This is a genomic window from Nocardia sp. NPDC050710, assembly GCF_040654375.1.
GTDB lineage: Bacteria > Actinomycetota > Actinomycetes > Mycobacteriales > Mycobacteriaceae > Nocardia.
The window spans coordinates 414,323-426,102 of the sequence record NZ_JBFAHV010000002.1; the positions used below are offsets into that span (position 1 = coordinate 414,323).

Sequence of the window (11,780 nt, forward strand, 5' to 3'; positions counted from 1 at the left end):
GGCGGTGCTGCGGTGCGGCGCTCGGGCGTGATGCGCTCCGTGGTCACGGCACAGACGGTAGCGCAAGCAGCAGATCCACCGCGCGGGCCGCACTCTGTACCGCGCTCTCCATCGTGGCCGACCAATCGGTGGCGGTCCAATCGCCCGCGAGCACCAGTGTCGGCACCGAGGTGCGTTGGTCCGGGCGCAGTCCGTGGGTGCCGATCACCTGGGAAAAGGTTGCCTTCGGCATGCGAACCACCTGCGCCTGAACGACATTCGCGCTCGCCATGGCGGGGTAGTAGCGGCGCAGCAGTTCCACCTGCTCGGCGACGATCTCGTCGCTGGACTTGTGGATCTGCGCGTACGCGCCGCTGGTTGTCAGGCAGTACAACCAGGCGCGTTCGGTGCCGCGGCCGGTCATCCGCTGCCGGTCGAAGACCTCATCGATGACGCCGGTGCCGCCGATCAGCGCCTCGAACTCGGCTTCGGTGCCCAGCGGGCGGTCCAGGTACAGGTTGGTGCTGACGATCGGCGTGTAGCCGAGTTTGTCTGCGGCGGCGTAGATCTCGGCGTGTTCGGGCAGTTCGTCGAGCAGGCCGCCGACATTCGAATTGGGGACCGCGCACACCACCGCGTCCGCGGGCACGATCGAGCCGTCGGCCAACGCCACCCCGGTCACCCGCCCGTCGACGATGTGGATGCGCCGGGCCACCGCCCGATGCCGGACCTCGACGCCGTGGCGCTCGAAAACCCGCTGGGCGCCGGTGATGTACAGGGTGTCCAGGTCGGTGGTGGGGTATCCGATGGTGACCGGACGGCGATGCGTGAGTCCCAACCGGATTCCGGTCGCGAGCACATCGGCCAGTATCTTGGCCGATTCCTGCTGCACCGGTTCCGCGGCGACCCCGAGCGCGAGCCAATCCCACACGGCCTCACGGGCTTTGGCGGGCATGCCGACCCGGTCGAACCACTGTTCGGTGGTGAGGTCGGCGAGATCGGTGGGTTGGTTGAGGCACTGCCATCCCAGCCGGGTGGTGGCGATCGCAGCGCGGATCCGATCGAGCACGCCGGAGTCGGGATGGGCGCCGGTGAAGGTCCGCAGCGCGCGCCACCCCTTGGTGTGCATCGCGACCTTGCGTCCATCGGGCCAGCGCAGCGTGGCGCGGTGCGGGAAGGCGACGTATTGCCGGGTGCCGACACTGGTCAGGTACCGGAACAGGTGGTCGTAGCCGCTGGCGATCACATGCTGGCCGTTGTCCGGAAGGTCTTCGGCCGCATCGGCTTTCATGGCGTGGGTGCGCCCGCCGAGCCTGCCCCGGCGTTCCAGCAGGGTGACCTGCTTGCCCGCCTCGGCCAGCCACACCGCCGAGGCGAGCCCCGCCAAGCCGCCGCCGATGACTACATAACGCCGTGGATCGCTCATCGCCGCACTCCCTCGCTTAACTTACAATTTGCAAGTTAAGCGAGATTGTGTGCGCCGTCAAGGGTTTCAGGTCAGGCGGGTACCGATTGCAGGGCGCGCAACTCGGCGGCGTTGTGCGCGGAGAACACGGCGATTTCGGTGCCGTGGTCGCGGACCAGCTCGCGCAGCCGCCGCTGGTTCTCCCGGCGCGGACCTTCGAGGGTCTGCACATAGCGCTCGAACAGCGACACACCGAGGGGTTGGTGCGGGTGGGCCGGATCGAGTTGGCCCGGATGGAAGTAGGCGTCGCCTGCCGCGAGGAGCCAGCCCGCTCCGGTATCCACCGCAACGCCCGCGTGGCCACGGGTATGACCGGCCAGCGGAACGAGCAGGATTTCCGGTGGCAGACCGGTCAATTCGCGAACCGCGTCGAAGCCGAACCAGCTCTCGCCGAGATCGGCGTAGGAGGCCCACCGCGGGCCGTGCTCGAATTGCGCTGTGCGGTAACGAAACTTTTCCTGCGCCGTGTGCATCCCCTGGAACGCGCGCAATTCTTCGTCGTAGATGTGCACGGTGGCGTGCGGGAAGTCGGCGAGCCCGCCCGCGTGATCGAGGTCGAGGTGGGTGAGCACAATGTCGCGGACATCCTCGCGGCGGAAGCCGAGTGCCTCCACCTGGCGCACCGCGGTTCGCTCGGGGTCGAAGACGGGACGGGTGAGCCGGATGAAGCGGCGGCCCAGCCATTCTCGTGGCCGGAGCACACTCTGTTCGCCCATGCCGGTCTCGATCAGCACCAGGCGGTCGTCGAGTTCGATGAGTAAGCAGTGGCAGACCATTTCGGCGCGGCGCAGCAGACCGCCGGTGCCGTCGAGTAGACGCCCGCCGAATGGACGCATGGTGCCGCAGTCGAGGTGGTGGATGCGCATCAGGGCAACTCTCGTTCGAGGGTGGATCGGAAATGGTCGGCGACCGCCCGCAGCGGGGCCAGATCGCGTCGGGTGCGGGCGAGTAACAGTCCGCCCTCGATCATGGCGAGGGCGACGGTGGCGATTTCGGTAGCGCGGTCCTCGCCGATTCCCTTGTCGCGCAGGAATTCCTCGAGAGCGGCGCGCCAGGATTCGAAACCGTCGACACAAGCCTGCCGGATCTGCTCGCTACCACCCGCGGCGTCGAGGGCGACGGTGGCCAGTGGGCAGCCGCGCTGGAAATCGGAGTAGGTGAGGGTGGCGGCCAACGTGTCGAAGACAGTGTCGGTATCGCCCTCGGCGAGTAGGGCGCGCAGGGTGTCGCGCAGGTGCGCGCTCGATTGGGTGAGCGCCTCGGCGGCGAGTTGTTCCTTCCCGCCGGGGAAGTGGAAGTAGAGCGAACCCTTCGGGGCGCCGCCCGCGCTCACCAGTTGGTTCAGGCTGATGTCGGCACCGCCGGTCAGTCCGGTGCGGGCTGGCAGTGTGGGCAGAAGTAGATGCCGCGTTCACGTTGGGTAATGCGGTCCGAGGCGGCGGTGGTGTCGCCGAGCGGACGGACCACGATGAGAGTGCCGCAGCGTTGGCAGGGGCGGCGTTGCCTGCCGTAGGCCAGTGGGCGCCACGGGGGTTCGTGGGCGGCCTTGGTGAGGACGCGGTGCGCCTCGTTCACCAAGGCGAGTAGGTCCGGGACCGCGCCCACGGGTGTGGTGGGGTGGACTCGGCGCAGGAAGCAGACCTCGCTGCGATAGATGTTTCCGATGCCCGCCAGATTGCGCTGGTCCAGCAGGGCGAGGCCGATCGGCTGATCCGGATATCGTTCCAAGCGGCGAACCGCTTCGGCCGCATCCCAATTCGGACCGAGCAGGTCGGGGCCGAGATGGTCGATCGCGGTGTGCTCATCAGCGCGGCGCAATACCTCGACCGTCCCGAGGGAGAAGCCGACCGCCTCGGTGTCGTCGGTGGTCAGCACGACTCGGGCGGTCACCCGAGGGCGGGTCCAGCGTTCTCCGGTGCAGTAGGTGCGCCACTCACCCTCCATTTTCAGGTGGGTGTGGATGCTGACCTCCGGTGTGCGGATGAACAGGTGTTTGCCGTAGCTGCCGACCTCCACGATCCGATCACCGACCAGATCCACGGTCGCATACCGTGGTACCCGGAAATCACTGCGGACCAGTGTCTTCCCGGCCAGCGCCCGCCGCAGCCGGTCCGCGGTCAGAAAGACCGTATCGCCCTCAGGCATGGGCCGACCGTAACGGAATCGCGCGCCGGGCCCCGATTCCCGGCCGCGACCGGTATCCGTCGCCGATCATCGGGACGCATGCTGTGGCACCGGACGTTGTCCGGTGCGCACCGGGCGCGCGCCACGAACGGGTGCTCACGGCCGGCCTCGGAGGCGTAGACCACGCGGGGTAGCCGAGAAGCCCGCTTCGGTCAGGAAATCCGCGAAGGTATTGCCGTGCACCGACTCCCCGTCGACCCGGTCGATGACCAGGGAGTCGACGCGGCGATCGCGGACCAGTCCGGCCAGCGCGGATGCGGCGGACCGACGGGTATCCGGGTCCTCGGTGAAGGTGAGCAGGGTTTTGCCGCCGCGTTCCAGATAGAGCACCAGTTCGCCGTCCGAGAGCACCACCAGCGCGCCTGCCTTGCGGCCCGGCCGATGCCCGCCATCGCCGTCACCCTTGGGCCACGGCAGGGCCGCGCCGTAGGGATTGGCCGGATCGCAGGCGGCCAGCGCCAGCGTCCGCGTGGGCCGCCGGGTTCCGGCGGCGCCGGTGCGATCGGTGTCGAACGAACGCAGCCGGTCCACCACATCCGTGGTGGAGAACTGCGCGCCGCCCAGCGAATCGACGAAATAGCCGCGGCGGCAACGGCCCCGGTCCTCGAACTCGGTGAGCACCCGGTACATCAGCGCGAAGCCGCCGGGCACGCCCTCGTTCTGTACCGAACCCCTGGTCAGCACGCCATACCGCTCGAGCAGCGTATCCGCCGTCGCGTGCGCGCGAACGGTATTGTCCGACACCCGATCCGGTAGCAGTGACCAGCGGCCCGCGACCGCGGGCGGACCGGTGCGAGTCGGCATGCTCGGGCGCGGTAGGTAGGCGCGTCCGCGTGGGGCACGACGCGGTGTCCGATGCGCGGTGGTGGTGCGCGCGGTTCCGGAAAGGAGTGCGCGCACGGGGGCGAAGGTATCGCCGGAAACCACCCCGGCCCACACCAACTCCCAGAGCGCTGCCGCGACCACGCTGTCGTCCAGCAGGCCGGTGGCATCGGAGAGTTGCCGGAAGAAATATGCGCCGCCGCCCTGCGACACCGGCGGAAGTCGCGGCGGTTGCGCGTGACCGCCGTTGCCCGCCGCACCGGCCACGGAGGCGTTGCCTCGCGCTCCTTCGTCGTCCAACTCCACGATCGGCGTAGGGCCGGGCGCGAGATCGGGATCGGCGGGATGTGGTGTGGTCCACGGGGCTATCGCGGCCCCGAGGGTGTTGAGCAGCCGCAGGTGGAGTTCGGAGAGTTCGATCTCGTCCGGGGGCGCGAGCGTGCAGGGCGCCTGGTCGGCCAGGTGCAGGGCGATCCAGCCGTCCTTGGCGGTGATGGCGCCGTGGCCGGACCAGATCACCTCGCCGGTGGCCATGAGTTCGTCCAGCATGGCGGGGGAGTAGTCGCGCACCCTCGCGGGCAGGATCAGCGATTCCCACGCCGAAGCCGGGATCGGCACTCCCGCGAGCTGTTCCACCACCGTGGCGACGCCGTCCACGCCGCGAAGTTCGCCGGTCTCGACGTGCTGCCAGGACGGGAGGAATCGACCGAAGGCGGCGGTGGCGACCGGCTCGACCTCATGTCTCGCGGCGGCGAGCGAGCGGCGGCGCAACCGGCGCAGCACCTGGGCATCGCACCATTCCGAGCCGGTGGCGGTCGGTGTGAATTCGCCTTCCACCACTCGCTTTTCGGCGAGCAAGCGGTGCAGCGCGGTGGCGGCGACCGCGATGCCGAGGCCGAAGCGTTCGGCGACCGCCTCGGTGCCGAACGGCGCGTGGGTGCGGGCGTAGCGGCCGACCAGGTCGCCCAGCGGGTCGGCGACCGGCTCGATGAATGCCGCAGGGGTGCCGATCGGCAGCGGGACGCCGAGCGCATCCCGCAGCCGGGCCGCATCCTCGACCGCTGCCCACCAGGTGCGTCCCGCGAACGAAACCTCCAGTGCGCGCTTGGCCTTCCGCAGTTCGGCGAACCACTCGAGATGCTCGCCGGTGTGGGTCGTGCCGAGGTCGGCGCCTGCGTCGTCGGATGCGGCGGTGCCGGTTTCGCCGTCGTGGACAGCCGCTGCGCCGACGCAGCGTGCGCCCGCTTCCGCGGCGGTCAGCGGTCCCAGCAACCGCAGCAGATCGGCGAGACCCTCGGCGTCCCTGGCGCGGCGTTCGGGAGTCAGGCGTTGCAGCTCGCGTTCGGTCTGCTCGAGCACCGCCGCATCCAGCAGCTCCCGCAGTTCGACCCGGCCGAGCAGTTCGGCGAGCAGGCTGGAATCGAGCGAGAGTGCCGCGGCCCGGCGTTCGGCCAGCGGACTGTCGCCCTCGTACATGAACTGCCCGATGTAGTCGAAGAGCAGCGAGTTCGCGAACGGTGACGGGGTCGCGGTCTCCACCTCGATCAACCGCAGCTGACGGCGTGCCACCCGGCCGAGCAGATCGCGCAGCGCGGGCAGGTCGTAGACGTCGCGCAGGCATTCGCGCACCGTCTCCAGCAGGATCGGGAACTCCGGGAATTTGCGCGCCACATCGAGCAGCTGCGCCGAGCGCTGTCGCTGCTGCCACAGCGGTGCGCGCTTGCCAGGGTCACGCCGGGGCAGCAGCAGTGCGCGCGCGGCGCATTCGCGGAACCGGGATGCGAAAAGCGCCGAGCCGCCGACCTGTTCGGTGACGATATCGTCGATCTCATCCGGTTCGAAGACGAAAAGGTCGGCCCCCGGCGGATCGTCGGTGGTATCGGGTAACCGCACCACGATCCCGTCATCGGAGGCATTGGGCGCGACATCGACCCCGAATCGCTCGCGCAGCCGTGATCCGACGGCCAGCGCCCACGGCGCGTGCACCGGTAGCCCGTACGGCGAGTGCAATACCAGCCGCCAGTCCCCGAGTTCGTCCCGGAACCGTTCCACCACCAGCGACTTATCCGTCGGCAACTGCCCGGTCGCGGTGCGCTGTTCGTCCAGCAGCGCGATCAGATTCGTCGTCGCATTGAGATCGAGTCCCGCCGTCCGCGCGATCTCCAGCAGGTTGTCGGAGAGCAGTCCCGCCGCGTGTAGCGTCTCGAAATCGTTGTCCGGCGTGACGCCCGGCTGATCGACCGCGGGCGATGTCTTTCGGCCGCGCGCACCGTCGGTCCCCGCTCGGGTGGCGCTCTCCTGCCCCGCCTTGCGCACGAATTCGCCCAGTGCCGCACCGAGTTCGGCGGGACGGCCGAGTCCGTCGCCATGCCAGAACGGAAGTCGTCCCGGCTGTCCGAAAGCGGGTGTCACCAGTACCCGGTCGAAGGTGATCTCCTCGATTCGCCAGCTGGTGGCGCCGAGCGCGAACACATCCCCGACCCGGGATTCGTAGACCATCTCCTCGTCGAGTTCGCCCACGCGCGAACTCTTTTCGCCCACCATGTACACCGCGAACATGCCGCGGTCCGGGATGGCGCCGCCGGAGGTCACCGCCAGCCGTTGCGCACCGGGACGCCCGGTGAGGGTGCCCGCGTCCCGGTCCCAGACGAGGCGGGGGCGCAGTTCGGCGAACTCGTCGGAGGGATAGCGTCCGGCCAGCAGGTCCAGCACCGACTCGTAGGCGGAACGGGGGAGCATGCTGTAACTGCCGGTGCCGCGCACCGTGTCGAACCAGGCGTCGACATCGATCGGTTCCAACGCGCAGGCGGCCACGGTCTGCTGCGCCAGGATGTCCAGCGGATGCGCCGGTATCTGCAACGCCTCGATCTGCCCGGTCAGCATTCGTTGCGAGGCGACCGCGCAGTGGATGACATCGGTGCGGTGCTTGGGGAACAGCACACCCTTCGAGATCTCGCCGACCTGGTGGCCCGCCCGCCCGATCCGCTGGAGCCCGCTGGCCACCGAGGGCGGCGCCTCCACCTGCACGACCAGATCCACTGCGCCCATATCGATCCCGAGTTCCAGGCTGCTGGTGGCGACCACACAGCGCAGCCGTCCGCTCTTCAGATCGTCTTCGATCAGCGCGCGCTGCTCCTTGCTCACCGAGCCGTGGTGTGCCCGGGCAAGTAGCTGACCCGCGCCGTGCACCACCTCGGTGGACGCGCCGAGCAGCGCGGGCGGCGCGTGTTCGGTCTCGACCGGCTCGCCGAGCCGCTCGGCATAGGCCTCGTTGAGCCGGGCCGTGAGCCGCTCGGCCAGTCTGCGGGAATTCGCGAACACGATCGAGGAGTGGTGTTCCAGCACCAGATCCACGATGGCCTCGTCCACATGCGGCCAGATCGAGCTGGGCTGGTCGGCGTCGCCGATTTCGGTCATATCCGCCACCGGTACCCGCACCGACAGATCGAAGGTCTTGGGCGCGGGCGGTGAGACGATGGTGATCGGCGCGTTGCCGACCAGGAATCTGCCCACTTCCTCCGGCGGCCGGACGGTCGCGGACAGTCCGATCCGCTGGGCGGGCCGCTCGGTCAGCAGATCCAGCCGGGCCAGCGACAGCGCCAGATGCGATCCGCGCTTGGAACCCGCGATGGCGTGTACCTCGTCGATGATGACCGTGCCGACCTGCGCGAGTGTCTCCCTGGCCGCGGAGGTGAGCATGAGGAACAGCGATTCCGGTGTGGTGATCAGGATGTCCGGGGGTTTGCGCTGCATCGATCGACGATCGGCGGCGCTGGTATCGCCGGAGCGCACACCCACGGTGATATCCGGCGGATCGAGTCCCAGCCGTTTGGCGGTCTGGGTGACGCCGACCAGCGGGGCACGCAGATTCCGCTCCACGTCGACGGCCAGCGCCTTGAGCGGCGATACGTACAGCACCGCGGTGCCCGCAGCCCGGTGCTCCCGGTCTCGCCCCGCCAGCTGATCGATGGCCCAGAGGAAGGCCGACAAGGTCTTGCCCGACCCGGTCGGAGCGACGACCAGCGTATGCGCTCCGGCCGCGATGGACTGCCATGCGCCGAGCTGGGCGGAGGTCGGCGCGGGGAAGGCGCCGTCGAACCACTCTTGCGTCGCCTTGGAGAACATGGCGGTGGAGAACTTGGCCATGCCAACAGTCTGCACCCGGGTACCGACAACCACCCTGGTACCGACAATCACAAGACCGGGGGCCAATCAAACACGCCCGCGGACGCACCACCGTACGCTTCCATCCGTGCAAAAGGTGCTGAGACTCGACCTGGTCAGCCATGGTATGACCGAGGCGATGCGAAAGGCACGTTTTCCAGTCGACGAGTCACTGACCGAAGCCGGTCGCCGCGCGATCGCCGCATCCGGGCCCCTCACCGCCGCCCGGGTCCTCACCGGGCCGGAACGCCGGACCGTGGAGACCGCCGCCCTGATGGGGCTACCCGGCGAAGAGGACACCCGACTACGCGACTTGGACGCGGGGGCTTGGCGTGGCGGTGAGCTCATGTCGGTTCCGCAGGACGAGCTCTACGCGTGGCTCACCGACCCGCAATTTCGTGGGCACGGTGGCGAATCCGTGGTCGATGTGATCGAGCGGACCAGGTACTGGATGGCCGAGATCGCCTCCGAGGGCAGGTCCACCATCGCGGTCACCCATCCGGCGGTGGTCAGGGCCGCGCTGCTGATCACCCTGGACGCTCCGCCGAAATCCTTCTGGCGCATCGACATTCCACCGGGCAGCGTCACGCGGTTGCATTACCGCGGTGAGTGGAGTCTGCACTTCTCGGCTTGAGCCGAATTCAGGAGACCGCCCGCGGGGTCCGTTCGCCGAGCGTGATGAGCAGCCGGACGGCGTCGGTGATGAGCTGGGCGGAGACCGTGGGGTCGATGGCACGCTGGATGCCGAGTCCCAGTCCCAGACTGAGCACCGAGGTGGCGGCGTCTTCGGCGGGCATCGGTAGTTCGACGCCAAGGGAGTCGGCGAGGGTATGCAGCTGTGCGGCAATGGCGCCGCGCACCGCGCCCAGGCTGGAGACCAGCGCGGCACGCAGCTCCGGATCGTCGCGGGCCACCGTGGCGAACTCGAACTCCAGCATGGTCCAGCCGACATCCCCCAGGGTGCGCTCGGCCCACTCCTGTAGCCGCCCCAGCCGGTTCTCCAGGCTGTCGTCGACCGATACCAGCTCGGTCACCTCGCCGAATTTGGTGGCGTGGATCAGGTCGAGCACCTCGAGGCACAGCTCCTTCTTGGTGCGGAAGTTGGAATACACCGCGCCCTTCGAATAGCCGGCTTCCTCGGCGACCCGCTCCATGCTCGTCTTCGCATAGCCCTCGGCCAGGAAGAGGTCGCGCGCGGTCGCGATCAGGTCGGACCGGGTGCGCGCCTGGCTCTCGGAGCGGGTCAGTCGTGCCATGGGGGCGATTCTACGTACTCGAGGATTTGGGATACCACTGGTATTTGGATTCTGTTAGTGTTTGGAACCATGGGTAACAACAACGGGTCACAGCGACGTGGCCTGGCCATCGGATGCGGTGGCACCATCGGGGCCGCCTGGATCGTCGCGGCGCTGACCGCGGTGCGAGACGTGCTGGAGTGGGATCCACGCGAGGCCGACATCTTGATCGGCACCTCGGCGGGCGCGGAGTACGTCACCATGCTCGGCAGCGGCGTGCCGGTCGACGAACTGGTCGCCATGCAGGAGGGCCGCGGCACGAATCCGATCCTGCTGGAACATATGCGCTCCGGGCCCGGACGCTTCCCGCCGCTACCGAAGCCGCGGTTGGGCGCGCTCACCGCGAGTCTGCGCGGGCCGGATTCCGGCCAGCGACTGCTGACGGCGGGCAGTCGCCTGCTGCCGGTCGGCGGCGGCGACGCGAGTTGGTTGCAGCGGCTGGCCGAACGGCTGAATCCGGGCCGCGACTGGGTGCCGCATCCGGCGACCTGGCTGGTGAGCATGGATTACGCGACGGGCGAACGGGTTCCGTTCGGTGCGCCCGACGCACCGGCGGCCACCCTCGGTGCGGCGTTGCGCGCGTCCTGGGCGATCCCGGGCTGGTTCCCGCCGGTCCCGATCGCCGGTCGCCGCTTCGTCGACGGCGGCGCCGGATCCACCGCGTCGGTGGATCTGCTTGCGGGACAGGGACTCGACGAGGTCGTGGTGCTCGCGCCGATGGCCTCCGCGGGCCGGATCCCCGCGACCGGCCTCGGTCACCTCCTGGAACGGCAATTGCGTCATCGCATGAGCGCCCAGCTCGATGCCGAGATCGCGGAACTGCGCGCCGCGGGCACCAAGGTGCTGCTGCTCGCCGCGACGGCCGAGGACCTCGCGGTCATGGGCCCCAACTTCATGGACGGCCGTCGTCGCCTCGACACCCTCCGGCACAGTCTGCACAGCACCCGCCGGGCACTCGAACAAGGAGTCTTCGCATGAGAATTCTGGGTCACGGTTACCCCGATATCGACCTGAAGGACGCGCGGGTGCTGATCACCGGTGCGGGCCGCGGCATCGGCCGGTCCACCGCGGAACTGTTCGCGGCCAATGGCGCCGATATCGCGATCGCCGACGTGGATATCGACGCGGCCGAGGCATCCGCCGCCGCGATCGGCGGCCGCGCTTTCACACTCGATGTGCGCGCCCGCGACCAATGGGACAAGGTCGTCGCCGACCTGGGCCGCATCGACATCCTGGTCAACAATGCCGGTGTCATGCCCGCGGGTGCGTTCCTGGAGGAACCCGACGCGGTCGGGCACGCCACCATCGATATCAATGTCTGGGGCCTCATCCACGGCATGCGCGCGGTGGTGCCCGGCATGATCGAGCGGGGGCGCGGCCACGTCGTCAATGTCGCCTCGCTGGCGGGCAAAATTCCGATTCCCGGCCTCGCCGTCTACAACGCCAGCAAATTCGCGGCCGTCGGACTTTCGGCCGCGACCCGTTTGGAATTCGCCGAATACGGCGTCAGCGTCAGTGCGGTGCTGCCGTCGGCGGTGCGCACCCGGCTCTCCTCGGGTCTCGCGCTGGGCAAGGGGATGCCGACGGTGGACCCGGAGGATGTGGCCGCCGCCATCGTCCAGACGCTGCGCACCCGGAAAGCCGAAGTGGCCGTGCCGAATTACCTCGGTCCCATCGATGTCGCACTCGCCGCCGCTCCGGAGCGCGCGGTCCACCTGGTACGCAAGCTGTTCGACGGTGACCGGGCGCTGCACCCGGCCGACGCCGCGACCCGCGCCAGGTACGAGGCGCAGGTTCGCTCGATCACCGAGTAACAGGCTCGGCCCGGGATATCGAGCGCCCCGGAGGACGACTCCGGGGCGCTCGACGCC

9 protein-coding genes are annotated in these 11,780 nt (G+C 69.0%); 3 read left to right on the plus strand and 6 right to left on the minus strand.

Annotation, left to right across the window (positions count from 1 at the left end):
* Window positions 1-43 precede the first annotated feature (43 nt).
* The 5 genes from hpnE to AB0H61_RS07650 all read right to left on the minus strand — a co-directional run bounded on the left by hpnE (window position 44) and on the right by AB0H61_RS07650 (window position 8,596).
* A complete protein-coding gene (gene hpnE, locus AB0H61_RS07630) occupies window positions 44-1,405 on the minus strand; it encodes a hydroxysqualene dehydroxylase HpnE (RefSeq protein WP_357300499.1) in 1,362 nt (453 codons plus the stop codon).
* 71 nt (window positions 1,406-1,476) lie between these two features.
* Entirely contained in the window at window positions 1,477-2,310 is an 834-nt protein-coding gene (locus AB0H61_RS07635; RefSeq protein WP_357300501.1) for an MBL fold metallo-hydrolase, read from the minus strand.
* On the minus strand, window positions 2,310-2,777 hold the full coding sequence (locus AB0H61_RS07640) for a TetR/AcrR family transcriptional regulator (RefSeq protein WP_357300503.1): 468 nt from the start codon (window positions 2,775-2,777) through the stop codon (window positions 2,310-2,312). Before AB0H61_RS07640 ends, AB0H61_RS07635 begins: the two co-directional genes overlap by 1 nt.
* A 32-nt stretch (window positions 2,778-2,809) precedes the next feature.
* A complete protein-coding gene (locus AB0H61_RS07645) occupies window positions 2,810-3,589 on the minus strand; it encodes a DNA-formamidopyrimidine glycosylase family protein (RefSeq protein ID WP_357300504.1) in 780 nt (259 codons plus the stop codon).
* A gap of 135 nt (window positions 3,590-3,724) precedes the next feature.
* On the minus strand, window positions 3,725-8,596 hold the full coding sequence (locus tag AB0H61_RS07650) for an ATP-dependent helicase (RefSeq protein WP_357300506.1): 4,872 nt from the start codon (window positions 8,594-8,596) through the stop codon (window positions 3,725-3,727).
* A gap of 106 nt (window positions 8,597-8,702) precedes the next feature.
* Here AB0H61_RS07650 and AB0H61_RS07655 point away from each other — a divergent pair, with 106 nt between their 5' ends.
* On the plus strand, window positions 8,703-9,248 hold the full coding sequence (locus AB0H61_RS07655) for a histidine phosphatase family protein (protein WP_357300507.1): 546 nt from the start codon (window positions 8,703-8,705) through the stop codon (window positions 9,246-9,248).
* A 7-nt stretch (window positions 9,249-9,255) separates the two neighbouring features.
* Here AB0H61_RS07655 and AB0H61_RS07660 read toward each other — a convergent pair whose 3' ends face one another.
* Window positions 9,256-9,870, minus strand: a complete 615-nt coding sequence (locus AB0H61_RS07660; protein ID WP_357300509.1) for a TetR/AcrR family transcriptional regulator — start codon at window positions 9,868-9,870, stop codon at window positions 9,256-9,258.
* A 69-nt stretch (window positions 9,871-9,939) separates the two neighbouring features.
* Here AB0H61_RS07660 and AB0H61_RS07665 point away from each other — a divergent pair, with 69 nt between their 5' ends.
* Both AB0H61_RS07665 and AB0H61_RS07670 read left to right on the plus strand, forming a co-directional pair.
* The gene (locus AB0H61_RS07665) at window positions 9,940-10,887 is read left to right on the plus strand and encodes a patatin-like phospholipase family protein (protein WP_357300510.1); all 948 of its coding nucleotides are present in this window, start codon (window positions 9,940-9,942) and stop codon (window positions 10,885-10,887) included.
* The gene (locus tag AB0H61_RS07670; protein ID WP_357300511.1) at window positions 10,884-11,723 is read left to right on the plus strand and encodes an SDR family oxidoreductase; all 840 of its coding nucleotides are present in this window, start codon (window positions 10,884-10,886) and stop codon (window positions 11,721-11,723) included. The genes AB0H61_RS07665 and AB0H61_RS07670 overlap by 4 nt, the downstream gene beginning before the upstream one ends.
* The last annotated feature ends 57 nt before the right edge of the window (window positions 11,724-11,780 follow it).

What these genes read in the sequence shown, in the direction of transcription:
- hpnE (WP_357300499.1), bottom strand. Translation starts at nt 1,405, where the DNA reads ATGAGCGATCCACGGCGTTATGTAGTCATCGGCGGCGGCTTGGCGGGG.
- AB0H61_RS07635 (WP_357300501.1), bottom strand. Translation starts at nt 2,310, where the DNA reads ATGCGCATCCACCACCTCGACTGCGGCACCATGCGTCCATTCGGCGGG.
- AB0H61_RS07645 (WP_357300504.1), bottom strand. Translation starts at nt 3,589, where the DNA reads ATGCCTGAGGGCGATACGGTCTTTCTGACCGCGGACCGGCTGCGGCGG.
- AB0H61_RS07650 (WP_357300506.1), bottom strand. Translation starts at nt 8,596, where the DNA reads ATGGCCAAGTTCTCCACCGCCATGTTCTCCAAGGCGACGCAAGAGTGG.
- AB0H61_RS07660 (WP_357300509.1), bottom strand. Translation starts at nt 9,870, where the DNA reads ATGGCACGACTGACCCGCTCCGAGAGCCAGGCGCGCACCCGGTCCGAC.
- AB0H61_RS07665 (WP_357300510.1), top strand. Translation starts at nt 9,940, where the DNA reads ATGGGTAACAACAACGGGTCACAGCGACGTGGCCTGGCCATCGGATGC.
- AB0H61_RS07670 (WP_357300511.1), top strand. Translation starts at nt 10,884, where the DNA reads ATGAGAATTCTGGGTCACGGTTACCCCGATATCGACCTGAAGGACGCG.